The organism is Aminobacter niigataensis (assembly GCF_014200015.1).
Lineage (GTDB): Bacteria > Pseudomonadota > Alphaproteobacteria > Rhizobiales > Rhizobiaceae > Aminobacter > Aminobacter niigataensis.
On sequence record NZ_JACHOT010000001.1, the window covers coordinates 1,589,860 to 1,615,290 of the forward strand.

At 58.6% G+C, this 25,431-nt stretch carries 16 protein-coding genes and 1 tRNA gene; 5 read left to right on the top strand and 12 right to left on the bottom strand.

The window, feature by feature from the left end; genetic code table 11:
* Positions 1 to 5 precede the first annotated feature (5 nt).
* Positions 6 to 1,508: an IMP dehydrogenase gene (guaB, locus tag GGQ99_RS08110; RefSeq protein WP_183261889.1), complete on the bottom strand. Its 1,503-nt coding sequence runs from the start codon at positions 1,506 to 1,508 to the stop codon at positions 6 to 8.
* Between the two features lie 277 nt (positions 1,509 to 1,785).
* On the opposite strand from guaB, the gene GGQ99_RS08115 reads away from it, so the two are divergent.
* Positions 1,786 to 3,195, top strand: coding sequence for an MFS transporter (locus tag GGQ99_RS08115; protein WP_183261890.1), 1,410 nt, complete (start codon positions 1,786 to 1,788; stop codon positions 3,193 to 3,195).
* Here GGQ99_RS08115 and GGQ99_RS08120 read toward each other — a convergent pair.
* Both GGQ99_RS08120 and GGQ99_RS08125 read right to left on the bottom strand, forming a co-directional pair.
* Entirely contained in the window at positions 3,190 to 3,909 is a 720-nt protein-coding gene (locus GGQ99_RS08120) for an RlmE family RNA methyltransferase (protein ID WP_108608513.1), read from the bottom strand. The genes GGQ99_RS08115 and GGQ99_RS08120 overlap by 6 nt on opposite strands.
* Positions 3,906 to 5,258, bottom strand: coding sequence for a Ppx/GppA phosphatase family protein (locus tag GGQ99_RS08125; protein ID WP_183261892.1), 1,353 nt, complete (start codon positions 5,256 to 5,258; stop codon positions 3,906 to 3,908). The genes GGQ99_RS08120 and GGQ99_RS08125 overlap by 4 nt, the downstream gene beginning before the upstream one ends.
* A gap of 301 nt (positions 5,259 to 5,559) precedes the next feature.
* Here GGQ99_RS08125 and GGQ99_RS08130 point away from each other — a divergent pair, with 301 nt between their 5' ends.
* The 3 genes from GGQ99_RS08130 to GGQ99_RS08140 all read left to right on the top strand — a co-directional run bounded on the left by GGQ99_RS08130 (position 5,560) and on the right by GGQ99_RS08140 (position 8,209).
* Positions 5,560 to 6,504 carry a lysylphosphatidylglycerol synthase transmembrane domain-containing protein gene (locus GGQ99_RS08130; protein ID WP_183261894.1) on the top strand — a complete coding sequence of 315 codons (945 nt, stop codon included), beginning with the start codon at positions 5,560 to 5,562 and terminating at the stop codon, positions 6,502 to 6,504.
* A gap of 115 nt (positions 6,505 to 6,619) precedes the next feature.
* Positions 6,620 to 6,693: transfer RNA gene (locus GGQ99_RS08135), tRNA-Gln, on the top strand.
* 307 nt (positions 6,694 to 7,000) lie between these two features.
* Entirely contained in the window at positions 7,001 to 8,209 is a 1,209-nt protein-coding gene (locus GGQ99_RS08140; protein WP_183261896.1) for a PD-(D/E)XK nuclease family protein, read from the top strand.
* 179 nt (positions 8,210 to 8,388) lie between these two features.
* On the opposite strand, the gene GGQ99_RS08145 is transcribed toward GGQ99_RS08140, so the two are convergent.
* From GGQ99_RS08145 to GGQ99_RS08155, 3 genes are all read right to left on the bottom strand, one after another.
* Positions 8,389 to 8,769 (bottom strand): hypothetical protein, encoded by a 381-nt coding sequence (locus GGQ99_RS08145; protein ID WP_183261898.1) that lies wholly within the window; start codon positions 8,767 to 8,769, stop codon positions 8,389 to 8,391.
* 577 nt (positions 8,770 to 9,346) lie between these two features.
* Positions 9,347 to 9,670, bottom strand: a complete 324-nt coding sequence (locus GGQ99_RS26355) for a DUF2293 domain-containing protein (RefSeq protein WP_183261900.1) — start codon at positions 9,668 to 9,670, stop codon at positions 9,347 to 9,349.
* Positions 9,671 to 10,629: 959 nt separating this feature from the next.
* Positions 10,630 to 11,061, bottom strand: coding sequence for a hypothetical protein (locus tag GGQ99_RS08155; RefSeq protein WP_183261902.1), 432 nt, complete (start codon positions 11,059 to 11,061; stop codon positions 10,630 to 10,632).
* Between the two features lie 308 nt (positions 11,062 to 11,369).
* Between GGQ99_RS08155 and GGQ99_RS08160 the strand changes: the two genes are divergently transcribed.
* Complete coding sequence (locus tag GGQ99_RS08160; protein ID WP_246389444.1) at positions 11,370 to 12,659, top strand: hypothetical protein; 1,290 nt, start codon at positions 11,370 to 11,372, stop codon at positions 12,657 to 12,659.
* Between the two features lie 195 nt (positions 12,660 to 12,854).
* On the opposite strand, the gene GGQ99_RS08165 is transcribed toward GGQ99_RS08160, so the two are convergent.
* From GGQ99_RS08165 to GGQ99_RS08190, 6 genes are all read right to left on the bottom strand, one after another.
* Positions 12,855 to 13,778, bottom strand: a complete 924-nt coding sequence (locus GGQ99_RS08165; protein WP_183261904.1) for a restriction endonuclease — start codon at positions 13,776 to 13,778, stop codon at positions 12,855 to 12,857.
* Between the two features lie 50 nt (positions 13,779 to 13,828).
* Positions 13,829 to 16,930 carry a type III restriction-modification system endonuclease gene (locus GGQ99_RS08170; RefSeq protein WP_183261905.1) on the bottom strand — a complete coding sequence of 1,034 codons (3,102 nt, stop codon included), beginning with the start codon at positions 16,928 to 16,930 and terminating at the stop codon, positions 13,829 to 13,831.
* Between the two features lie 127 nt (positions 16,931 to 17,057).
* Positions 17,058 to 18,923 carry a site-specific DNA-methyltransferase gene (locus GGQ99_RS08175; RefSeq protein ID WP_183261907.1) on the bottom strand — a complete coding sequence of 622 codons (1,866 nt, stop codon included), beginning with the start codon at positions 18,921 to 18,923 and terminating at the stop codon, positions 17,058 to 17,060.
* A 259-nt stretch (positions 18,924 to 19,182) separates the two neighbouring features.
* Complete coding sequence (locus GGQ99_RS08180) at positions 19,183 to 19,935, bottom strand: DUF4391 domain-containing protein (protein WP_183261909.1); 753 nt, start codon at positions 19,933 to 19,935, stop codon at positions 19,183 to 19,185.
* Positions 19,932 to 23,222: a helicase-related protein gene (locus tag GGQ99_RS08185; protein WP_183261910.1), complete on the bottom strand. Its 3,291-nt coding sequence runs from the start codon at positions 23,220 to 23,222 to the stop codon at positions 19,932 to 19,934. Before GGQ99_RS08185 ends, GGQ99_RS08180 begins: the two co-directional genes overlap by 4 nt.
* A gap of 178 nt (positions 23,223 to 23,400) precedes the next feature.
* Complete coding sequence (locus tag GGQ99_RS08190) at positions 23,401 to 25,206, bottom strand: site-specific integrase (RefSeq protein ID WP_183261912.1); 1,806 nt, start codon at positions 25,204 to 25,206, stop codon at positions 23,401 to 23,403.
* Positions 25,207 to 25,431: the final 225 nt, after the last annotated feature.

The following is a 25,431-nucleotide window of genomic DNA, read 5'->3' on the forward strand; positions in this document are numbered from 1 at the left end:
TGGGCTCACATGCCGCCGGGGTAGTTCGGGCTTTCGCGCGTGATGGTCACGTCGTGGGCGTGGCTCTCGCGCAGGCCGGCATTGGAGATGCGCACGAAAGTGGCGCGCTCGCGGAAGTCGGCAAGATTACGCCCGCCGACATATCCCATCGCAGCCTTGAGGCCGCCGGCGAGCTGGTGCAGGACGCCGCCGACAGGGCCCTTGTAAGGCACCTGGCCCTCAATGCCTTCGGGAACCAGCTTGAGCGTGTCGCGAACCTCGGCCTGGAAGTAGCGGTCGGCCGAGCCGCGCGCCATGGCGCCCACCGAACCCATGCCGCGATATGCCTTGAACGAGCGGCCCTGGTGCAGGTAGACCTCGCCCGGGCTCTCTTCGGTACCGGCGAGAAGCGAGCCGATCATGGCCGCACCGGCGCCAGCGGCCAGAGCCTTGGCGAGATCGCCCGAATACTTGATGCCGCCGTCAGCGATGACGGTCACGCCGGCCTTCTGTGCCACCTCGACGGCCGACATAATGGCCGACAACTGCGGCACGCCGACACCGGCGACGATACGCGTGGTGCAGATCGAGCCCGGCCCGATGCCGACCTTGACGGCGTCGGCGCCCGCGTCGATCAGCGCCTGGGCGCCGTCGGCGGTGGCGATGTTGCCCGCCATGATGCGGATGGAGTTGGAAATCTTCTTGGCCCGCGCCACCGCATCGAGGACGCGCTGGGAATGGCCATGGGCGGTGTCGATGACGAGCAGGTCGACGCCGGCGTCGATCAGCCGCTCGGCACGCTCGAAGCCGTCATCGCCGACGCTGGTGGCAGCCGCGGCGCGCAGACGTCCCTGCGCATCCTTGGACGCGTTCGGGTTGAGCTGCGACTTCTCCATGTCCTTGACGGTGATGAGGCCGACGCAATTGCCGTGCTTGTCGACGACGAGCAGCTTTTCGATGCGGTGCTGGTGCAGCAGCCGCTTGGCCTCGTCCTGCTCGACCGTTTCCTTGACGGTGATCAGGTTCTCGCGCGTCATCAGCTCATAGACCTTCTGCGCCGGGTCGGAAGCGAAGCGCACATCGCGGTTGGTCAGGATGCCGACCAGGCGGCCGGTCTTCTGGCCACCGGCGCCGCCATTTTCGACGACCGGAATGCCCGAAATGCCGTGGGTTCGCATCAAGGTGAGTGCGTCGGCCAGCGTGGCGTCCGGGCCGATGGTGACCGGATTGACCACCATGCCCGATTCGAACTTCTTGACCTGGCGGACCTGCTCGGCCTGTTCGGCCGGGGTAAAGTTGCGATGGATCACACCGATGCCACCGGCCTGGGCCATGGCAATCGCCAGGCGGGCTTCAGTCACCGTGTCCATGGCCGCCGAAATGATCGGCACGTTGAGATCTATATCGCCGGCAATGCGGGTGCTGATGTCGGTTTCGCCGGGCATCACCTCGGAATGGCCGGGCTGCAACAGCACGTCGTCGAAGGTCAGCGCCAGAGCGCCGGTGGAGGATTCAATGATTTTTGCCATGGCCAACCTCGGAATACGTAAAAGGACGCTGGAACCAGTTGGTATGCAGCGCCGACTCGTCTTTTCCCTTTCAGGATTGGCGGTGGCTGGTACCACGTCTTCGAGCCGATGAAAAGCGCAGCTTGAGGCGCAATTGACACGGAGGCGATTTCATCGTGCCGACTGGACCGCACGGGCCGCATGTGTTGGCTGCGGACAGGCTGCCGCATCCATGTTAACGGTCGGATCGGACGGCGGCCTGGCTGCCGGCAGATGCAGACGCCACTGCGGAAAGTCCGTGAACAGAACCACCCCGCTCATCCTTGCCGTCGCCCTGTTCATGGAGAACATGGACTCGACCGTCATCGCCACCTCGCTGCCGGCGATCGCGACCGACATCGGCACGAGCCCGATCGCGCTCAAGCTGGCGCTGACGGCCTATCTCGTTTCGCTCGCCATATTCATCCCGATCAGCGCCTGGATGGCCGACCGTTTCGGCGCCAAGCTGGTCTTCCGCGTCGCCATCGGCGTTTTCATGCTGGGTTCGGTCGCCTGCGCCATCTCGGGGTCGCTCGGCGAATTCGTGCTCGCGCGCTTCCTGCAAGGCATGGGCGGTTCGATGATGACGCCGGTAGCGCGGCTGGTTCTGGTCCGCACCACCGAAAAGAGCGGCCTGGTGGCGGCAATGGCAACGCTAACCATCCCAGCACTCGTCGGTCCGCTCATCGGCCCGCCGGTCGGCGGCTTCATCACCACCTTCTTCGCCTGGCACTGGATTTTCCTGATCAACATTCCTATCGGCGCGCTGGGCATCTGGCTGTCGGGGCGCTTCCTGCCCGAGATTGCGCCGGAGGCAACGCGACCGATCGACGTGCCCGGCTTCTTCCTGTCGGCCATCGCTGCCTCAGGCGTGGTCTTCGGCCTGTCGGTGGTCAGCTTGCCGGCGCTGCCGCCTGTCGTCGGCGTCGTCACCATTGCCGTTGGCCTTACCGCAGCGCTGCTCTACATCCGCCACGCACGCCGGACGCCCTACCCGCTGCTTGAACTCAAACTCTTCGCCAATCCGGTCTTCCGCACGGCGATTGTCGGCGGCTCGCTGTTCCGCGTCGGTGTCGGCGCGGCGCCGTTCCTCTTGCCGCTGCTGTTCCAGCTCGGCTTCGGGCTGTCGCCATTCCAGTCGGGCATGATCACCTTCGCCACCGCAGCGGGAGCGCTGTCGATGAAGTTCGTCGCGCCGAAGATCCTGAAGAGCATGGGGTTCCGCACGGTGCTGACGGTCGCTTCGGTGGTTTCAGCCGGCCTGATGGCGGCCAATGCGCTGTTCACATCCCAGACGCCCTATCTCGTGATCCTTCTGGTGCTGTTCCTGTCAGGTTTCCTGCGGTCCTTGTTCTTCACCTCGTCGAACGCGCTGGTCTTTGCCGACATCGAGACCGCCCAGAGCGGCCAGGCAACCGCCATCTCGGCCGTTGCCCAGCAGACCTCGGTGGCGCTCGGCGTGGCAGTCGGCGGCGGCGCGCTCGAAATATGGTCGCTGGCCACCGGCCAGGCGATCGGCGGGGCCGGCTTCACCTTCGCGTTCCTGACAGTCGCACTGATTTCGGGACTGCCGGCTTTCATGTACGCACGCATGGCGGCCGATGCCGGCGGCTCGGTTTCCGGCCACCGCCTGCGTCAGCACGAGGCCGACGAGCCGCAGCAGCTATGAGGCGTCAGGCTCGGACCTGCCCTTGAAATCCTTGGCAAGCAAATAGAGCTCGGCCGATTCATCGCGCGAGGCCGGTGGCTTGACGTGATGGACGGTGCGGAAATTCTGCTTGAGCAGGGTCAGCAGCTCTGCCTCGGTGCCACCCTGGAAGGTCTTGGCCAGGAAATGGCCACCGGGCTTCAGTACCGAAATGGCGAAATCGGCAGCAACCTCGCAGAGATGCATGGTGCGGATGTGATCGGTGCGCCGGTGCCCCGTCGTCGGCGCCGCCATGTCGGACAGCACCAGATCAGGCGCGCCGCCGAGCGCCTCGGACAGGCGTGCCGGGGCGGCATCGTCGAGGAAATCCATCAGCAGCACGGGCGCTCCGGGCACCGCATCCATTTCGAGATAGTCGATGCCGACGACATGCGGCTTTTCCGCCGTCGAGTTGGTGCGGGCGGCCGCCACCTGGCACCAGCCACCGGGTGCGGCACCGAGGTCGATGACCTTCATGCCCGTCTTCAACAGATGATGTTTGTCGTCGATCTCGATCAGCTTATAGGCGGCGCGCGAGCGGTAGCCGTCGGCCTTCGAGCGCTGGACGTAGGGGTCGTTCATATGGCGCTCGAGCCAGCGGCGCGACGATTCCTTGAGGCCGTGCTTCTTCTTGATCTTGGTGCGCAGCACGCGCGTCGCGCCCGCTCCTACCGCTGGTTTTGGTTTCTTGGTCATGTACGCTGTCCGTTCCGCCAGTTGCGGCGCCACACGCCGTCGTCGGCCATCAATTCGCTCAAAATGCCCTCGCGCAAGCCACGATCGGCGACGCGCAGCCGTTCCGACGGCCAGACCGCCCGAATCGCTTCCAGGATGGCGCAGCCGGCCAGGACCAGGTCGGCGCGGTCGGCGCCGATGCAGGGATTGGCCACGCGCTGCTGGAAATCCCAGCCGAGCACTTTTTCGACCATGCGGTCGACGCTGGTTCCGTCCATCCACAGTCCGTCGACGCGGCGGCGGTCGTAGCGGTCGAGTTCGAGATGCACGCCGGCGAGCGTGGTGACCGTGCCCGAGGTGCCCAGCAGGTGGAATTTCGGGCTCGACACGACATGGGCCAGGCGGTCGCGCCCGTCGAACGAACGCAGGCGGGTGGCAACATCCTCGACCATCGCAGCAAAGATCTCGCGCGTCACCGTGCGGCCGCCGAAGCGCTCGGCGAGCGAAACCACCCCGACCGGCAGCGACGTCCACGAGACGATATGATTCGCCAGCCGCGGCGAGCGATGGCGCGAAACGTCGATCAGGGCGATCTCGGAGGAGCCACCGCCAATGTCGAACAACACGACCCCGTCGGTGTCGCGCTCGACCAGCGAGCCGCATCCCGAAACAGCCAGCCGCGCTTCCGTCTGGCGGTCGATGATCTCGAGCTTGAGGCCTGCCTCACGCTCGACGCGATCAATGAACTCCGCACCATTCGCGGCCGAACGGCAGGCCTCGGTGGCGATCAGGCGCGCTTTCTTGATCTTGCGGTTGCGCAGCTTGTCGCTGCAGACCTTGAGCGCCTCGACCGCCCTGTCCATGGCCGCCTGGCCGAGCCGACCGGACGCCGAGAGGCCCTCGCCCAGCCGCACGATGCGCGAGAAGGCGTCGATGACGCGAAACTGGCCCGGCCTTCCCGGCACAGCCACCAGCAGCCGGCAATTGTTGGTGCCAAGGTCGAGCGCCGCAAAGACCGGCAGGTCCGACACCGGCATGCGGCGCGGCTGTTCGGCCACCTCCGGCCTTGCGACCGGGTTGCTTGGCTTCAGAGAAACCGCTGGCCCGGCCACGGGTACTGTGGACTCCGCCGGCTTGCCGCCGGCCGCAAGCTGAACGCCGTCGCGCGCAAAAACCTTGCGGCCGCGGCGGCGCTTACGCCTTTTCCTGGTCTTGCCTTTTGGTTGCGCGGCGTCCCCATTGCCGTGACCGTTGACCGGTCGCACGGCGGCCTGACGGCCCGGTCGGGGAGCTTCCCCGCCATGACGCGACGGACCATCCCCGGAGACACCCGCATCCGACGCGCTGACGTCGGCTTCGCGGTCCTTCACCCTGCAATTTCCTTCTGGCGCCGCGCGAACCCTTCGGACGCTGCACGCGCATATCATCTTGTGTTGGCGCCAGACTATCAGTGCGGGACCCGATCACCAAGGCCCGCCGGCGCTGAAATTTGGCCGGCGCGTCCCGGCCTCGCCGCGTGGCCGGCTGCATCGCTATCGAAAATCACGGGTCGGGTTGAATAGCCGGCTTCGATGAGGCAAAGCTGAAGGACGAGCCGGTCATGCGAGCGGACGCATTGCCACAACGAGGAACTGAAACGCCAGACCGAAAGGAACGGGCAAGCGCTCCTGCATGAGAATCAAAGACTTCATCTGGCCCGTCATCGGGCTCGGCGCCGTCGCCGTTTCTGCCTGGCTGCTCTATCACGAATGGCGCGAAATCTCCCTCGACGATGTGTGGAGCGGCCTGACCGCCATCCCCTTCCACGGCTGGATACTCGCCGCGATCAGCTCCATCGTCGCCTATGGCGCGCTGGCCGGCTATGACCACATAGCGCTGCTGCATATCGGCAAGCGCGTGTCGTGGTTCTTCGTCACCGTCTGCTCCTTCACCACCTATGCCCTTTCGCACAATATCGGCGGCTCGGTATTCTCGGGCGCGGTGATCCGCTATCGCGCCTATGCCACCAAGGGGTTGACCGGCCAGGAGGTCGGCGTGCTCGTCGGCATCTGCTGGTTCACCTTCGTGCTTTCGAGCGTGTTCGTCGGCGGCGTGGTGATTCTGCTCGAGCCGAGCCTGCTCGACCGCTACACCGAGGGCAGCCACGAAGCATGGTGGATCGCGCTGGGCGTTGCCATGCTGCTTTCGGTCGGCGCCTATGTCTTCGGCAGCTGGCTGCATCTCAAGCCGCTCGCCATCCGCAGCTTCCGCCTGCACTATCCGGCACTGCCGATCGTGGCACGCCAGCTGATCATCGGCCCGCTGGAAATACTGGCGGCTGCGGCGATCATCTATTTCGTCCTGCCCGCCGAGCACAATCCGGGCTACCTGATCGTGCTGGGCATCTTCCTGTTCTCCTTCGCGGTGGCGCAGGCGTCGCACGCGCCGGGCGGACTGGGCGTGCTCGAAGTGGTGTTTCTCACCGGCCTGTCGGAAATGGACCCGGCGGCGGTGCTGGCAGCACTTCTGGTCTTCAGGCTGTTCTACCTCATCATCCCGCTCATTCTGGGGGTCATGGCGGTGCTTGCTTTCGAGCACTCGCAGTTCGGCCGGAGCGCCAACAAGGACGAGGCCTGAAAACCGAAATTGCCGCAACTGATGGGGTTGACTATTTTCCGCCGGCGGCTACAAGGCGCGCACAGGTGGCCGCGTCAAACGCGACCCGCCAGCGCCGGACAAGTTTCGGCCATGCTGGGGAATAGGTTAACGGTAGACCCACGGACTCTGACTCCGTTAGTCCTGGTTCGAATCCAGGTTCCCCAGCCAATAGTATTTTTTCTATATTTTTCAATTACTTGCTCAACCGAGCCCTACGGTAACCGGAACAGTTTTCCGCATCACTTTTCCGGATCACCGCCGACCTCTCGGAAAGGGACCCGGAGTGCTGCCACGCGGGCAGCCCCATATTTCATCGATAATGCTGTGACTGGAGAGGGCGTGCTTCCTTTCCAGCAAATAGAGGCGGCGCAGGCGATGGAATAGGACTGTTCAATGGCAGCAGCCTCAAGATACATAGCTGATAAGGGCGAGGGATGCGCGTGTCCGCGCGTCCCGGAGTCATTCGGGGCAGTATATGAGCGATACGCACGCAAATCTCTTGCTTAGTCTTTTTCAATGGCGCCCCTCCGACAAAAGGATCTCTGCGGAGAACTTTCTGACAGAAGCCTTTGTCTACTGCCTACGCGTGAACGTGGAGCTTCGCAAAAGCTGGCTCGATAATATTCTCGGCCAGGCAATAAGCGACGCCGACTTCGTCATCACTACGCGCGCTTCGCATCTCGACGACGAGCGGGCATCGACGATCTATCCTGATATCGACATCCGAGGGACTCTTGCATCCGGCGAGGGTTTCACGGTGCTTGTTGAGGTGAAGTGGGGAGCCCCATACAGCAAGGAGCAGATTGGCAAGTATGATCGGCTCCTAGCGAGCGCAGAAAACCCCCACCTCGTGTTCATAAGCCCGAGCGCAATGGATTGTCGTCGGGCGGAAGGCGACTCTGAGTCACTCACCTCGACATTTCGAGCGGTCCGATGGGATCAGCTATTTTCCTATCTGTCCGCCAGCTCCGACGGTTGCCGAGCGACGCGCGAATTGCTGGAATTCATGGACCAACAGGGTCTGAGCCCGCAGGAGCCGATTTCTCAAAGCTTGCTCGGTCAGTATCTAGCGACCAAACACTTCACGAAGCGGCTTTGGCGCTACTGCGAAAAGCTGATGAACGAATTCGATTGGGATTTCCTTCCGAAGTACTACCAAGCGCCGGAGGTGCAGTCGGTAAAGGAACAGTATGGACGTGTGGCGATTGTCTTCATGCGGTCCGGATGGAACGGGACAATAACGATTGGCTTTCTCTACTCGAACCATGACCACAAGGTGAAATTTGCCGACGGCAGTGACAACAGCGTCGACTTGATGATGCGCATCGAATCCTTTTCGAACGTCGACGGACGCGACGAGGTGGTTTCCATACTCCGTAGAAAGGTCGCAGAGGCCAGGAAGGCCGGTGGTGTCGTCCATGTTGCCAGTGGAAGCAGCAAAGAGAACGGACACACACTTTATATCTCGCAGAAAAGCCTCCAGGAATACCTGGCCGACGACAGTGAACTTAATCAGCTCGCGGCAATGCACCAACAAATCAAAGACTGGTCTAAAGCTTTGTTTCGGGATGGGGAGCTTGAAGTCGCCCTCAATCGCCTCGATGCGCAGCAACCACAGGAGTTGACCGCCACCCTGTCGGCACGAATCGACGGGCTGGCCGAGGCCCTCCCGGCGGATCGCTAGTGCCGCTGTGGAGCCCCCGCGAGGCAGCGGAGCTACTTGCGGCCGAAAATCGGCTTCCAGTCGGACCAAGTTGGAAGTATCCGAGACTCGCAAAAATGGACACAGCCTGGAGCGGGGATGGGGAACGGCAGCGATCCTAGGGATCGGCCGTCCACACCCACCAAAGGACTGAGAAGAGACTATGCGGAAGCCTGAGGCTTGGCCAATGCCCGCACAAGACGCCTGGCCGTCGCATTCGGCTCAGAGACATGGCCCTCAGCTGCTGACCGAATTTCATGGAGCCACTTCTGCTCCTCATTCGTCATGGACGCGCCGAACATGCGTTCGAACAGGCAAATCGCCTCCTCATCGTAGAACTGGCGCGCGGCCAAGCGGAAGAGCTGCCGTGCATCAACACCGAGAACCAAGGCAACCTCCTCCACCCGATCAAGGGGAAGCTTGACGTCTCCGCGGAGGATCATCTGGAAGAGAGAACCTGCCAAGAAACTTTCCGGAGGAACCGGCACTTCCGACATCCGACCGCTAAGGAAAGAAACGAGGCTAGAGGCACGGCTGGTCATTGATCACTCCTGCGCTTGTGTAGATGCATCATTTATAGCGCGCGAGAGTCGGGGCAGCTTAACTCCCATCGACCTGCCTCGAGGGTGTCGTGGCGCTGACAGCCCGTACCGATAGCCAACCTAAGGAAAAGCCCGCCCAATCACCCGCCATGATTGACATCGACACCTAAGCATCTGACCTTGTTATGGAAGTGGCTGGTGGCACGCAAAAAGGGCAACTCTGCGCGAAAAGGTGCCGGTCGGTTGCGCCCGGCTTGATCAGCGACATAGCGCTCATCAAGGTTCCGAGGCTGGCTTCCCTCTCTTCTGCGACCTCATATGCCTTTGAAACAAAGACATTATCTGACTGTCATGTTCCTGCGCGAGGCACATCATGAGGATCTGCCGCTCATCGAGTTGCAGGGCTTTTGCAACGCGCGGAACCTGCCAAAGATTTAGCTTTGAGAAGCCTGCCAAGTATGAACCGAATGACGACTTTGTAGTGAAGCCCGCAAGTTTCATGAACTCAGGCCTCTTGAGGCCTAGTTCAGCCATCCGATTGGCAATTAGCTATGCAAGGGCAATTCGAGCTTCCGGGTTAGACATCGCCTACCTCCTGCGCTTGCTTTGTCTTGACCGCTCCGGACCTTCTCCTCCAGACTCTCAGCATCACATCGATACGCGGTTGAACACGAGCGCGAGCCTCCAGTCGGTCCATACCCTGCAAGAGCAACGTGTCGTAGTCTGTCATCTCGTGACGGAGAAAATTCTGCATTGTTATGCCGACGGCCTTGCCCAGCCGTGCATCCCGCCACTCTTTCTGAGCAACTTCGAGGGCAAAATAAGCAACCGCGAAATCAGGGCAGCCGGGATGATTTTGACGAATATGCCGTTCTATGGCATCGACAGGGAAAGTGCGCACACCGTGCTCCTCATCGGCGAAGGAGCGCCCTTATAGTGCATCCAAAAATTTGAAGTAAAATAAGGTATTGCTTACTTTCGACAGTTATTCACAGCTCGTTCGAACGGGTATTCGCCACATCCAACTGCGCCCGGTTCGATCTCTGCGGAACTTTCGCCGCATGCTGATAATGCCCGCTTCCTGGGGAGTGGCCTTGAGTAGTTGCGAGCCTTGTTTGACTCGAGAAGCGAAGCCCTAGGGAAACTGGCGCTGCTGATAGGGATGCCTTTTGCACCCGAGGACTTCCGGCGAATGTATCCTCCTCAGCCAGTAGCATGCTTCGGAACTTCGCCTTCACCTTGAGAAGGGCGCGAGCCACCTTTTCCGAAAGCTACCTTTACATAATACCTTGACAGCCCCTGCCCTATGTAAAGGTCGGTCGCTGTTTCGGGCCAAAATGACAATTCTGCGCAAGGCAAATGTAAAGGTTGGCTACCCAGAAGCCCTGCATTTCCGGGCGGAACCTTGACAAAACTTTCCGTTTTCTTGACAAAAATGCCCGTTTTCAGAGTTTGCTGGAAAACGTAAAGGTTCGCATAGCCCTCTCGCAGAATGCATCACAAGAAAGGTCATGGATCGCGCCTCACCGACATGCTCCTGCATCAATAGTTGCGTGCAGACCTTGATCCGACACGCTCAACAATTGACCTAGACGAGCGGAAGCGCTGACGGATCAACTCGAAAACATATCCAGGCTGGGGCACGTCGAAGCGATAAATACTCATTCAAGGGCAGCTCTATTAGAAGCGCCCGCATGCCGAAGGGCTCTCAAATCGGCCAGAACTGAACGTTTGGCGGTGTGTAGCTGCGGAATGGAAGGAGGCTAAAAACAGAGAACCGCTGATGTCCGTGCAGTGACCTGGCCGTGAAGCCTCCTTTGGTAACAGGGCTGACCACCTGCATGGCCAGCCCTGTCTACATCAAATCGAAATTGCCGCAAGCTCGCGCCGGACACGGGTAACTTCATCGGCAACATCGTAGCTGTCGATCATCATTTCCAGCTCGTAGCGGATGCGATCGACATTCGCGATTGCGGCGTTGACGTTTCCGCGGAAGATCTTCTGCTTGTCCGTCAACTCGTCCCAATCATCTTCATCAGCGACGATGTTGGTCAGACTATCCCGGATGATGACATCACCGCCCGGATAGGTGTCAGGATAATGCCCTGCGGCCTTGCGCAAAAGCGCCGCCTCTACGGGATCGTTGTCGTCCGCTTCCCTTGCAAGGAGCTCATAGAGCCGACGGATCGACATCACGAAGCCCGAGGCACCGAACTGCTTCGCGAGCTCATCCGGATACGGAAGGCTAAAGTTGGCCATATTCATCGACGGGACGGCGGGCGTGCTGCTCATGATAAAATCTCCTTCTTGAGCTTTAGGGATCGCCGGGCAATCGGCGTCCTAGTTTGCTCAAGGGAGATTGATGGCTCTTGCTCCGCTTCACCTTCTTATTTGCTGCTGCCAAGCATTGACCGCCCATCATGATCATCTCCCGCTTTATGCTTTGCTTCTGCGGAGAATTATAGCGTTCTGCCGTAGCAACCGCATCGACGTTGCGGCTTATCTGCAACAGACAGTGTTGTCTGAAGCATCCTCCGGGATGCGGACGCCGGTTCGACGGCCCAACGATCCTTTTTCGTCCAACCCGAATCTGCTTAGGCATGCTGGCCCTGGATGGATTGCGCTCGGCTCGTGTCACCGGTCTATCTGAAATGCCATGGCACACGGAGGTTGACCTGCAACACGACGTCATCTTGTATCGGAATAGAGAACTCACAGATCCGGTCACACTGACATATGCCGAGAAGACGCTCAGGCGCTCACAGGCGCGCTTCGTCAACCGCGCTGCACTGACCCCGCAGATTGATCTAGGAAGCTACCAGTGCAACGCTGTAATCGATTGGATAGATATCTATTTCGAACTCTCGCGACGCACTCAGTATTGGAAACTGAACGACCGCATCGAGAAGCTGACTGGCCGGAAGGAATTCCCAGAAGCCTTGGACCTCGGGGAAGGCAAAACGGCAACGTGCTACAAGCTGCGCGTCCAGGAGCCAGATCTTGGAGCCGTCCGGAAGGTGCTGGACGACCTCGAGAGCGTATATGGCCTTGCAAAGCCCGTGGGCATTCGCGGGATCGAAATCAGTCTCGACTTCTACCCGAAATCGCCGAGCGAGGATGCTCGAGCCAGGATGCATGGAGTTCTGGTCCGGCACTTCTTTCCTTCGACACGCATCTTGAAGAGCAGCAGGATGTGGCCGCGGTTCATGCCGGGGAGCGTCGAGAAAACTGACTATACGGTGAGCCGCAACGATAGCGATAGCAGCCTCGACATCGGAGGCCGCATGACACCCGGAATGGATCGCCAGGCACTTTACGGCTCAACCTATTATGTCGGTGAACGCGATGACCCGAGAGCCTTCTGGCGCATTCAGAACAAGGTGCTGGATAAGCAGAACAAGGCTGCAGGCACCTGGGATGAGCTGCCGGATGACAAGAAGCGGGCCCGGATTGAGGTGACGCTCGGACGTGAGGGCTGCCGAGAGATAGGGCTGGAACAATTCAGCGATCTTGAAACACTGAAGATCACGCGCCTCCAGAAAGGCTTCTTCCAATTCATGAAGCCGACTTTCGCGATCGTCCGGCCTGGAAGTGCGCGACCTGGATCAGCGGCAGTCAAACGAAAGGTCGAGGAATACCGGAAGGAAAGGTTCCTGAACGCAGGGGTACTCGGACTCCAGATCCGGGAAGATGCGAAAGAGGAGCTGCGTGCGTTGGAAATGCCAACCATCAGAAGATGGCACAGAATGAGCGGAACCAAGATGCCGCTCAAACTGAGAGCGGGCGCCGGCGCGTACGGAACGATGATCGCGTACGAAGAGCTGACGAGGATGGTGGAGCGAGCGCTGGCTGGGCTTCAGAGGGAAGTAAGAGGAGAGATGAGTGAGTAGGTCTGGTTAAACTTGGATAGGCTTTGGTATATCAAGTTATTAGGTCCGCCCGCGCTCCGCTCGTCAATGAGGCTCCTAACTCGGCGCTGCAACTGTTCGCCAGCGTTTAGCGACTCGACATTTCCTCGGGAAAAACTTGCTTCGTCCCGTTCGAAATTGGAGAGAAACGGCAGCCGATCTCCCAGCCGCGATCGATTATTCATCACTGAAGAAGTCCTCATCTAGCCGCTTGAACTCAACGGCCCGGTAGCCTCGTACCCCGACGTCGTGCTCGATCATAAGATCAGCTAGTTCCCGGCCATCTATCAGAATAATCCGCTGTGCGAGATGCTTGACGTAGTCGCGAGCTGGTTGGCTGAAGGTCGAGGTGGTGACGAAGACGCCTTTCGTGGCGCCGAGGCCGACGAGGCTGCCGACGAAACCGTTGACGTCCGGACGGCCAACCGGATTGCCTGGAACGTAGCGCTTTGCTTGAACGTAAATACGGTCGAGGCCGAGACGGTCCTCATTGACGATTCCGTCGACACCCCCATCACCGGAGCGGCCGAGCTGAGCGGCAGCATCTTTGTGGCTACCGCCGTAGCCCATAGCGACCAGGAGGTCGACGATCAATTGCTCGAAGAAGGTGGGACTGTTCGAAAGAATGCGTTCCAGAAGCTCGTCGCGCAGGGCTGCCGTTAGAGCGGCATGGGCAGCGTCGATCTGCTCCTCCGGTGTGGTGGTCCCAGGAGTGGCCTCGCTCGGTTTCGCGGATGCGACCTCGTCCTCAGTAAGAACTCCCTCATTGCGATAGAACTCGCGAAACACCGGCTCACGCATCAGCAGGCTGACGTCGATCCGCTCCGGTGCCGTGGCCAGAAGTGCCCTGCCCTTGTCCGTCGCGAAGAAGCGGCCACGCGCGGGCGAGGCGATGAGTCCAGCTTTGCTCATGTAGAACTTTGCCCAGTGGATGCGATTGTGCAGCAGGCGCTGGCGCCCGCTCGGCAAAAGCTGATCCCGCTCCTCCGGCTTCAAACCCAGTTCATCGGCAATGCGCTCGGCAACATCGGCCACTCGCGTTTCACCCTTGGCGGCGAGACGCAGGACCGGCAGCATGAGTGTCTGGTAATCGGGGATCATCGCTCATACTGCCAGCGCTAAGGATTGGCGGAGACGGCGAGCCGTAGGGTTCATGTGCTCCTCACCACATCCATAAGCCTCGAATAATCCGTGACAACGTCATACTTAACCTGATCTGATGTCACATTGCTGCCGATCTCTGTGAAGAACCGTCGCGCGCACTCGATCTTTGTAGTCTCGAATTCCCGCATCTTCAGCGACGACAGCGTGCCCTTGGTTTCAGCGACGAAGTAAATGTGGCTGACCGAGCCTTCCTTGAACGAAATCGCCCAGTCTGGATTATAGTCCCCAACCGGGGTCGGGATTGAGAAGCCCCGCGGCAGTTTGGCGTACACGACGATCTCGCTGCTCGTATCCAACTGCTCGACGAAGCGCCGCTCAGTGTCGGAGTCGAGAAGGGCGTAGTCGTAGACGTGCTTCTTCAGCTTTTCGCTAGCCCTGGAGAAATCCTGAACGGTCTGGCTCGCGGTGAAGATATCACTCTCGTATCGCTCTGAAACAGCATCATAGGTCAGGCGCTCGATCACCATCGAGGCCTTCTGCTCGATGATCAGGCGTGAGGCCTCGCTGATGAAGTGCTCGGGGTTCTGTCTGAACTGAGCAAACACACTCGGCTGGATCTTCGACAGGATTTCAGCGATCGTTTGCCGCGTAAGCTGCGTGGCATCGGCAAGCTTAGCAAGCAGATCGTACTTCACCAGCGATGTGACGGTTTCCGCCTGATAGGTTGCCTGCTCCTTTTCGCGGAAGCTATTGCCATCCCCGATCGTGTCATAGGTCAGGCCTTCCTGTTGGATCCCACTCGTGACGGTATATTGCAGCGGCGTCACACGAAGATGGCTGTCGAGCGCGCTGACACTTTTGCGGATCAGTTCACCCGGATCGAACTCAACCCGATAGACGGCCTTCTGGTTGATCCTGCCCCAGAGCTCCTGGAATTCCCTGCGGTGGAAGTTGTCGTTCAGGGGATTGCTCTTCGAGCGGCGGTCATCCTGCAGCTTCGGCAACTGAAGTTCATTGAACACGCCATCGACGAGCTCTAGTATCTGGTCGGTGTAGGGCTTCAGATCATCGGGCAGATCCTCAATGGTTCCGCTTTCACGAGCGCGCAGGTATTTTTCGGTGATGTTTTTCTGCCGATCGACATATCCGTTCTGAACCAGGAAGAACTCGATACCTGCCGCCATGTCTGGCGACACCTCGACAATTCCGCCCTCGGTGTGCAGCACCTTACCCTTGAAATACTCCTCATTCGCCTGGCGCGGACGTGCCGTGAGCGCCTCGACCATCTCCTTCTGAAGCGCGTCGACGAAGTTCCTGTAGCTCTCGCTGGCGACGACCGTCAGCACGTTGATGTCGTGCACCGTCGCAGGACTGTCCATCCGGTCGCCATTCTGGTCGACGCTTAAGCGCAATCCGCGGCCGACTTCCTGTCGACGGGAGATCGTGTTGTCGCTGTGCTTCAGCATGCACATGACGAAGACGTTCGGGTTGTCCCACCCTTCACGCAGGGCCGAGTGGGAGAAGATGAACCGTGTGGGCTCGCCGAACGAGAGCAGCCGTTCCTTGTCTTTCAGGATGAGGTCGTAGGCGTCCGGATCCTCGGACTGCCCTTTGTTGTCGCCGGTCCTGGAGACGTCGGGGTCCTTCAGGCGATTGGTCTTTTTGTCGATCGAGAAATAGCCATTGTGGGTTGTTGCAGCGTCGATGCCGGCCAGATACTTCCGGTAAGCCTCGTTGTCGATCGCCAGTTGTGACAGGTATTCCTCCTTCAGGAGCGCATACTCCTCCTCGAAGACGCGGGCATACTCGCCCTTCTCGTCCGCCTGGGCGTAATCGCGATACTTCGCCACCTCATCGATGAAGAAGAGCGATAGCACCTTGATGCCACGGGAGAAGAGCTGCTTCTCCTTGTCGAAATGTGCCTTGATGGTTTCGCGAATCTGGATGCGGCGAATATCGCGCTCCGACACGTCTCCATTGGCTTCGCCAGCCTTCAGGATAAAGCCATTCGTGAACTCGACTGTTTCGTTGACAGCATCGATCTGGCTGATCGTGAAACCGTGATACTGGTCCAGCTCGCCGGACAGCACGAACAGATCGTCGCGAAATTCCAGGCGCCTAAGCTGCCGCTTGATCTCCCCGGAGGCCAGTTTCACCTCAAGCTCGATGCGAGCGACCGGCGCCCTTTTCGAGATGTCGATGCCTTCGAGATAGAGGTAAGCATTGTTGCCTGCCAGCCCACGGGTGTGGATGCCGCGAACGGCGATCTTCTTCACCAGCTTCTGGTTATAGGCATCGAGTGCGTCGAGCCGGTGGATGCGGCTGTGCTGCGTCTTGTGGGTCGCCGAGTAGCGCAGGATCATCAGCGGCTTGAACTTTGGCAGCGCCTCCATCGTCGCTGCACCTTCCATCTTCTGCGGCTCGTCGAGGATGATGATCGGTCTGTTCGAGGCGATGACGTCGATCGGCCTTCGAGACTGGAAATCATCCAGCTCTTCGTAGATGCGGCGGTTATCAGCGCCGCGCGCATTGAACGCCTGGATGTTGATGATCATGACGTTGATGCTGGCGTCGGACGAAAAGCTCTCCAGCTCATGCAGACGCTTGGAACTGTAGATGAAGAACCGGGCCTTCTTGCCATAGCTTTCTGTGAAATGATCGGCCGTGATCTCCAGGGACTTTGCAACGCCTTCGCGGATGGCGATGGACGGCACCATGATGATGAATTTCGACCAGCCATACCGCTTGTTCATTTCGAAGATGGTCTTGATGTAGCAGTAGGTCTTGCCAGTCCCCGTCTCCATTTCGACGTCGAGATGGATGCGGGTCGCGGCGAGAGCGTCCTTCTTGTAAGCCGCAGCCACGGCAACGCGCTCACCACGGGTGTTAAAGGTGGTGAAATCGATTAGGGACTGCGACAGGGGCAGGTTCTGGCGACGCTGGACTGTCTGGATGTTCTCCAGGATCTGCGGCTCACTGAGAGCAGAGTCAGAATTCTTGAACCCCTCCTCGAACGCGCTTGTCTGTGCCTTGCGACCTGGATCGATCCGGTAGGACAGGCTATCGTTCTTCGGCTGGCCTGCGAAGCAGTCGACAACCGCATCGACGGCGTTGGTTTGATACGGCTGGACCTTGAACTTGAGCTTCATCGGACGTCGGCTTTCTTAAATTTCTTTCGTAGCTCTCTTGGGGCTTTCGTAGAATGCTCATGCTTCGTGCTGCCTTCAGCGCCATCCCATTCACAGCGGAGTGAGCACCAAGTCTGCAAGAGCGGCCTCAGATTGCTTTGACGTCGGTGGTTGGGGAAAGCTGGCGGAATATCTGCTCAACATTAATCTTCACAGCATCCGAGACAAAACCGCTGTCGCGGAATACGACCCGCAGCGGCTCGCGCTTTGCCAGATCCTTGACTAGATCCTCGGAAACACCCTTATCGAAGCAGGCAACCAAGGCATTTTCATCCACGAAGAGCACGGTCTTTCCCAGCACCGTCTCGCGGCGGATCGGCAGCGTCAGGTCCACACCCCAGTCAACTAGCACCTGGAACAGTAGGTCCTCGGCGGCGCGGCCTTCTTTGACGTTGTCGACCATGTCGAGCAAGTTGCCCTGTTTGAGTTCGTCGGCGCGGTAGTAGACGTCCTTCATGTTCGAAGTGTCGAGTTTTAACACCCGGAAGCCCGTGACTTCGTCGCCCTCAGCCTTGAATTCCTCAACAACGTTGCTTAGGCGAAGCCGTCCCATATCGAAGATAGTTTCCATCTTGGTTTCGGGGACAGGCAGGGGCTCAGCAATCTGAACACCAATAAAGCGCCGATTGCCGCCGTCCATACGGTTTTGTAGCATGACGGCATGGGCCGTCGGCGCGCTGCCGGAGAAGAAATCCAACACGATAGCGCCCTCTCCGGGCTTAGTGGCCAATTGAACGATGCGCTGAAGCAACTCCACAGGCTTTACCGAGTTCAAGACATTTTCGGTATGCTCGAAGGGAACGTATTTAAGAAGTGCTTTCTTGGCATCTTGGGTGTGACCTACGTCATTGTAGAACCAGAGGGTTTGAGGTGTTCGCCCTGACGAGACCTCAGAAAGAAATTTTTTCACTGCTGGGGAGTTGCTTCCATCTTTTCCCCACCAAATTCGATTGTCTGCATCGAGCTCCAAGAATTTCTCTTTGCTGATGCGCCAGTAGGTTCCAGTTGGCGGTCCGGCAATTACCCTGCCGGATGGTGTTGTAAGAGAATAGACGCCCGCATCGTAAGGGTTGCGCGCGGTCATGTTCTCGGCCTTCCACGGCCCGCGAGGGTCGTTGTCCAAGTTCTTGTAGCGCGCCTCCATCTCGTCCGTGCGAGGTAGAGGGTTGGGGAACCAAACCTCCTTATTCTTCGCGAACACCAGGATGAAATCATGATCTTCTGAGAACCACTTCGCGGAGTTCTTCGGTGCATAGACCTTCTGCCAGATGATTGTAGCGACAAAATTCGAGTCGCCAAAAATCTCGCTTCCCATCTTCCTCAAGCTATCGACCTCGTTGTCGTCGATCGAGACAAAGACGACGCCGTCGTCTGCGAGAAGGTTCTTGGCCAAGCGCAACCTAGGATACAGCATGGAAAGCCAATCCGAATGGAAACGACCGTTTGCCTCGGTGTTGGCCACGAGCCGCCTGCCGCCCTCATCCGCCTGCCCAGACAGATTCAGGTAATCCCCTGTTCCCTGTGAGTAATCATCGTCGTAGATGAAATCTCTGCCGGTGTTGTAGGGTGGGTCGATGTAGATCAATTTCACTCGACCAAGAAGCGACTCTTGAATGACCTTTAGAACCTCAAGGTTGTCGCCTTCGATCAGAAGGTTGTTCGACGCATCGAAGTCAATGCTCTGGTCTCGGACGGGCCGCAATGTCTTGGCAATCGGCGAATTAGCGGCCAACGCGGCTTCCCGCTTCCCCGGCCAATCCAGCCTGTATCGCTCCTGCGGTCCCTCCACGATGCTGTCGCTCAATTCCTGCCGAAGCTGATCGAAATCCACGGCCAGACGCAGCTTGCCGGTCACCTCGTCGCGTGCCTCGGTCACGCAGCCGGGAAACAGGTCGCGGATCTTGGCGATGTTCTCCTGGCTCAGGTCAGGGCTGTGCATCTTCAGCTTTTCCATAAATCAATTCTTCCCAAGTTCTACGACGTCGTACTTCCAGCCTAAATAGCTATAGAGAAAGTCACCCGATCCTTCACGGTCGGTCAGCTTCGCGTGTATCTTAAATACCGTTCCCACGGGATAATTGCGGCTCTTCGAACATTCAACATGCATCGTGGTTTGAAAACCCTGTCCGGGGCGAGGGCGGATGTGGACGTCTCCATGCAGACCAGACGAGCTTTGGGGCCTATAACTCTCGACCAGCGCCATCTGATAAGGTTCATTCGACTTCCCCGTCACCACCCCCCATCAACCTTCTCAACTCTTCCCTTGCAGCGCGCAGCTCAGCATTAATCCCCACGCGCTTGTTGAATTGCTTCTCGCGGAACAGCCGAACCTTGATCCGTTCGACCTCGCGGGTCGCTGTCTTGATTGCCTCCGCCTGGGCGATCCTTTCCTCCAGTGACAGCGGATGCACCACTGGCGCCGCTGCGAACGAAGCCTGCGGGGCTTCCCCAAAGCCGGCTATGGCACCGGGCACCAGCCGGACGGTCTGCTCCTCGACCAGGGGGCCGAGAAGCTGTTCGTACAGCGCGCCCATCGTTAGCGCCACGGGGAGCGCTACACGCGGCGCATCATCTTTCAGCCATTCGCTATCGAAATAATCGCCCAACACCCATTTCGTGCTATCGGCTTCGCTTGGCCGTTTATAGGCCGCGGCGAGCTTGACCTTGCCGTCATGCGCCAGTTCGAACAGCAATGGAAACGGGATAGCACGATCGATAGCGCGCAGCGCGTCAATGCTAAGGGATTTTCCCCGTTGGGTTATCCGGAACACCTGGATTTCGGTCACCGCCTTCGTCGCGGGCAGATTGATCGTCTCCGGCGCCAGCTTGTGAGACCAGACGATCTGATCGACCTCCCGCACGAACAGGTCCTTGAGCGCGGCATTGGCGCCCGCATGCTCATAGATCTTGTTCTTGGGGATAACCCGCCCGAAGGCGCTGGCGCGCGGCCAGTCGTAGAGGGTCACGAGGCACCTCCGTCAACGCGCGGGCCTCCTTCGACGCGCAGGAAGGCGATCAGCTCGAAATCATCCAGCCCCTTGATCGTGTGCGTCAGCGCGGTCGTGCGGCCGCCGCTGAACAGGCTGTCGATGTCCTTTTCTTCCTTGACCTCGATCATCGAACGGATCGCCTGGCTGAGCAGATCGGAATAGCGCCCCATCTGGCGGCCGTCTTCGGTCCGCTCGTTGAACAGGCGGCAGACATCCGGGATCGGCTCGGCGCGCCCCTTGCAACTGCTGCGGATCAGATCAAGCAGCCGCTTCACCTCGGTATGGTCTGCGACGATCTCGCCTTCGTCATCGATATAGACTAGGTAGAAGGGATGCAGGCGGTTCTGCTGATTGATGTTGACGCTATGGTGCACGTTCTTCAGCGCGAAGATTACGCCGGGCCGCAGTCCAAGCTCGTCGGCCGCCGGCACGACAGCGTGCATGCCAAACGGCGCGGTTTCCAGGTCACCATGTTCCTTGACGTAGTTGAGCAGGTCCATACGAAAATCGTTAAGGCCAAGGTCGGTGATCGAGATGCCGGCCTTCACGTCTTCCAGCTCGATCACCTCTTCCTGCATCCGCTTGAGCTGTTCCTTGCGATAGGCAATGTCGCTGGACTTGGCGGTCAGCACATTGTCGTCGCCGGTCGCCGTGACGTCGGCGATCACCATGCGGTTTTCAACACGCTCCTTGAGATTGATATATTCGTCCAGCGTGATGTCCGGCCAGTAGTTGACGAGCTGGATCTGGTCATTGGGCGAACCGATACGGTCGATACGCCCGAAACGCTGAATGATCCTCACTGGGTTCCAGTGGATGTCGTAGTTGACCAGAAAGTCGCAGTCCTGCAGGTTCTGGCCTTCTGAGATGCAATCCGTACCGATCAGGATATCCAGCTCGGCCGTCTCGTGGGCCAGAACGACAGCCTTTTCCTTCGAGCGTGGCGAAAACAGCGTCAGCACGCTCTGAAAGTCGTAAGCCTTTTTGAGCGTGGTTTTCGGAGCACTCGAGCCTGTGACCTGGCCCACATGCAGCCCAAGACCATGGGCAAATGGCACTAGGTTCTCGTAGAGGTAATTGGCAGTGTCGGCAAAGGCCGTGAACACGATGACCTTGCGATTACCGGGATTGAGCGGTTCCGCGACCTTCTGCTCAAGAAGCGAGATCAGGTGCTGAAGTTTGGCGTCGTCTCCCGGCGCCACCTTGTCCATCGACGCGATCAGGGCTTCGATCAGGGCATGGTCCGCTGCGAGATCGTGCTTCCAGGACGGCAGGTCCATGTCGCCAAGGCTGATCTGCACCTTCTTGCCAACGGTAAACTCATCGAGCCCGGAGAGGTCATCATCCTCCGGGTCGAAATCGCCCATATCCTCCAGGTGGTCACTGATGCTGCCACCACGCCCGGTTGTCTCATACTCGGCAATGGCATCGAGCGCCCGCGCTATGTTGCCGTCCAAAGCTCGCAAGGTGAGGCGGAAGGCTTCCACGGAGCTTTCGAGGCGCTTGAGGAGGTTCGTCGTCATCAGCGCCTGGAGGCTGCGCTCGCGGTCGGCCTGCCGGAGTTTGCCACGGCCGCCTTCGACCTGGGTGTCGTAGATCTCCTCGTACTTCCGGAGCCGGCTTGGCAGGATGTAGCTGATCGGCGCATAGACCGCGAGCTTCAACACCGATAACTGGCCGAAGATCTCATTCAGACCCATCACATCCGGTCGCTGTGTGATCGGGCAATGGAACGACAGTGGCTTGCGGCGCTGGGGAAACTTGCCGATGTCCCTCGTGTCGTAGAAGGTCTCGATATGCTTGCGCGACCGGGCAATAGTCACGGCATCCAGTAGTTCGAAGAAGTCGAAGTCCAGCGTCTTTAGGATTGTGGCAGCGGTTCGCTCGTCTGGCGGCAGCGCCGACCATTCGTTAAATGCCTTCTGGGCGCGCCGAAAGATCTCCTCAATGCTGGTCTGCGATTTCAGGCTCTTGCTGAGTGTGTCCGACTGCCCTTCATAGGCGAGAGCGAGCTGATTACGTAGATCGTTGAAGCGGTTGTTCACCGGCGTCGCCGAGAGCATCAGCACCTTGGTCTTCACGCCCGCGCGGATGACCTTGTTCATCAGCTTCTGGTAACGGGTCTCGCGATCCTTGAAGACGTCGTTGTTCCGGAAATTGTGGGATTCATCGATCACCACGAGATCGTAATTGCCCCAGTTAACCCGGTTCAGCGGAATTCCGAACGATTCACCCGACGTGCGCGACAAATCGGTATGGCAGAGCACGTCATAATTGAAGCGATCCTTGGCGAAGATGTTGGTGGTGAGATTGGTGTTGTAGTTCCGCCAGTTGTCGGCCAGCTTCTTCGGGCAAAGCACCAGCACCGACTTGTTGCGTAGTTCGTAATATTTGACGACGGCAAGGGCTGTGAACGTCTTTCCAAGACCTACCGAGTCCGCCAGGATGCAACCGTTATAGGTCTCCAACTTGTTGATGATCCCCGTCGCCGCGTCCCGCTGGTAGTTGAACAGCTTGTTCCAGACGATGCTCTCCTGATAGCCGGTCAGGTCGTTCGGCAGGACGTCCTCGCTGATGTCCTCGAGGAACTCGCGGAAGATATTGTAGAGCATCAGAAAATAGACGCGTTCCGGAGCATTTTCCTGGTAGACAGCCTCGATGTGGTCGCGGATGTCGTCCGTGACGTCCTTCAGCTTGTCGGCGTCATTCCAGATTTGATTGAAAAGCTGAAGATAGACCCCGGCATGGACCGGCTCATCCATCCGGGTCACAAAGTTTGAGACAGCGTTGCCTTTCTGATAGCCAAGGTCGACGGCCGTGAATCCGCTGATCGGCATATAGGCAACGGCCGCAGCGCCGTTGTCCACATGGGCAAACGGCTGCATAGCTGCCTGCGTCGCGTTAGACTTAAACCGCGCCTTCTTCCGGATCCATTCCGCGCACTCCCGCGCCACAGCACGCTGGGTCAGTTTGTTGCGGAGTTTGATCTCGAACTCGGTGCCATATAGGCTGCTCTCCAGGCTGGCCTTCGGGATGAAGAACTCACGTTTCTCCTTCCGCAGTCGATCCGTTGCATCCGTCGCGACAAAAGTGGGCGACGTAAAAATGAACTGCAGACTATCTATCTTCGAAAGTTCAGACTTCAGCGCCTCGAAAGCGTAAATCGAGAAGCAGGACGCGGCAATTTTGACGCGCGAGCCGCGAGTAAGCGTTTCCTTCAGGTCATCACCAAGCAGTCGCGAAGTGTTGTCGAGAATCTTCATAAGGACCCGTATGGACGCTGTTAAAGCTCAAAAGTAATCAGGTATCATTGCCTAACTGCATCGACGATTTGTGTCTACATTGCCAGCTGATTAAGGTCTCCCTAAAAGCACTCCCGACCAACTCCAGGCCCTAAAGAAGATCGTTAACGGTGATAAGCGATAAAGAAAAAGGCACACGTCAACCTGCTCCGATTTCGGTCCTTAAATGATCCAGCGTTAATCCGGGATAGGCAATCGAGTTGATGAGTTCGACCCTTTGATCAAGCATGCCCTGCGGCAACGTACCGTAACGCTGGGTCATCGTGCCTGCGGTATGTCCTAGAATGAAGCCAAACTGCTCGTCCAAGTAGCCCGCGCGTCGCAGGGCGTCTGCTGCCCCGTGCCGAAAACTGTATAGGGAAAGACCGCGGCCTTCCTTTAACCCGATCTTCGTCAGATAACGGGGAAAATCGCGACTGAAATCAGCGATCATCTGCCCGCGCTCGTTGCGCCCGGCACTTGGGAAAAGCCGCATTTCTCCACCTTGCTTCATTTCAGCCTGGTAACGCAGGAAACCAAGCTGCACGAGCTCGGGGTGGATAGGAACCACTCGCATAGATCCATCAGTCTTGACGCTTTTGTCCCCATCCCCTTCGGTAGTGATGTGCATGATCCAGTGCCCATGTTCCTGACGTACATCATCAATGGCGAGCTGAGCGACCTCCCCCGGCCGAGCCCCGGAGAAGAGCATAACAAGCGGCACCCAGTAACGATGGTCGCGGATTTGCATGTTTCCGGACTTGCTCCAAAAGCGAGGGGCCTCATGCGATTGACACCCAGTAAAGAACGGGGATCTAAAAAGCGCGTTCATCTCTTCGACGGTGAACGGCTTCGTTGTCTTATCCTTCGATTTCTTCAAAAACATGTCTGACGCTGGATTCTGATTCAGATAGCCGTGATTCGTCATCCACGTGCAAAACGCGCTGAAACCGGAGAGGTAGCGATTGACGGTCGTGGAGCTGATCACAGGCTTTTTGATCGTCTTGTTATGCTCGACGATCTGCATAATCGTCATCCCCTGAAACGCTTTCGTTTCCGTCGCCTTAACAGGATACTGCAGCAGAAGAGCTTTCCACTCCCGAGCTGCCTTCTTGTCGATCCGGTGAGCGGGGAATGTGGAGCCGACGTACTCGACAAACAATCCAACGTCGCGGCGAGCCTGCGCCAGTGTGTCCTGCTTGATCTGGTTCGGGTTCTCACGAGCGTAAGATTCGAAGAGTTCCATGATCGTTTCTCCAGGAGGAGCGGCTTCATGGACCGGGCGGCTGACAGGCTTGACGATAGGATCCTTTGGCGCCCCGGAAAAATCTCCCTTATCGTGCTCAAGAGTTCGCTGCAAACCTTCGATCTCAGCGCGAGCCATCGATGCACACAGATCGCGGTATTGATCGGAGTCCGGTTCAACGAGAAGGTTGTTTTGCTTAAGGAAGCTCCCAACCGCCGGCTCGACGAGCCGAATGTCTCCCGAACCGACAGCTGCCTTAAGGGCAGTCAGGCGACGCGACCGTAGGTTCGCGTCGTCGTCACGCGCCCGGAGCATCAGCTCGTAGTCGACATAAGCATTGATCATGGCATAAGGATTGTCGCCAGTGATCTTTCCCCGGTCGATCAAGTCGTAGAGCCTCCGCAACTCCGCCTCTGTCTGGGCGCGTGTTGGCATGCTCTGTTGCTTTCGATCATACCGTTCGATCGTCTTCTCGTAATGCTGCCAAACAGCAAGCCCGCTATCGTCGGCGGTGATCTCGCGGCGGGCGCGAACCTCGTCAAACTCAGCACGCCAGCTCTCGATGACGGGCCAGAGCCGCTTCTTCGCCTCGTTCTCGTCCTTGGTGCGCAGAGACTTCTTGCGCGTCGTCGTGCCGTAATGGCTTACCAGGTCAAGCGGGACATCCAGTCTCGCGTAGTAGGTAGCGCCACGTCGTTCGAGATATGTAACCCTTGCCAATTTCGCCCATCCGTAACACAATTCCGGAACATAAAACCGGAACAGCTCTAGAAAATAAGCCTTTTATTTGCAATAGGTTGTTACGCATCAATGGCTTGAACAAAGTTGGATTACTGTCCAGGTTCCCCAGCCAACTCGCCTCCCAGAAGCTTTGAAATCCGCGGGATCCATGGCCGTTGATCAGGTCATCGTTTCACGTCGAATCGGCCTTCCACAAGTGGTGCC

Bases quoted from the DNA above. Each gene is read 5' to 3' on its own strand.
- GGQ99_RS08145 (WP_183261898.1), bottom strand. From the start codon at position 8,769: ATGACCAGCCGTGCCTCTAGCCTCGTTTCTTTCCTTAGCGGTCGGATG.
- GGQ99_RS08155 (WP_183261902.1), bottom strand. From the start codon at position 11,061: ATGAGCAGCACGCCCGCCGTCCCGTCGATGAATATGGCCAACTTTAGC.
- GGQ99_RS08130 (WP_183261894.1), top strand. From the start codon at position 5,560: ATGAGAATCAAAGACTTCATCTGGCCCGTCATCGGGCTCGGCGCCGTC.
- guaB (WP_183261889.1), bottom strand. From the start codon at position 1,508: ATGGCAAAAATCATTGAATCCTCCACCGGCGCTCTGGCGCTGACCTTC.
- GGQ99_RS08165 (WP_183261904.1), bottom strand. From the start codon at position 13,778: ATGATCCCCGATTACCAGACACTCATGCTGCCGGTCCTGCGTCTCGCC.
- GGQ99_RS08170 (WP_183261905.1), bottom strand. From the start codon at position 16,930: ATGAAGCTCAAGTTCAAGGTCCAGCCGTATCAAACCAACGCCGTCGAT.
- GGQ99_RS08160 (WP_246389444.1), top strand. From the start codon at position 11,370: ATGCTGGCCCTGGATGGATTGCGCTCGGCTCGTGTCACCGGTCTATCT.
- GGQ99_RS08185 (WP_183261910.1), bottom strand. From the start codon at position 23,222: ATGAAGATTCTCGACAACACTTCGCGACTGCTTGGTGATGACCTGAAG.
- GGQ99_RS08140 (WP_183261896.1), top strand. From the start codon at position 7,001: ATGAGCGATACGCACGCAAATCTCTTGCTTAGTCTTTTTCAATGGCGC.
- GGQ99_RS08120 (WP_108608513.1), bottom strand. From the start codon at position 3,909: ATGACCAAGAAACCAAAACCAGCGGTAGGAGCGGGCGCGACGCGCGTG.
- GGQ99_RS08175 (WP_183261907.1), bottom strand. From the start codon at position 18,923: ATGGAAAAGCTGAAGATGCACAGCCCTGACCTGAGCCAGGAGAACATC.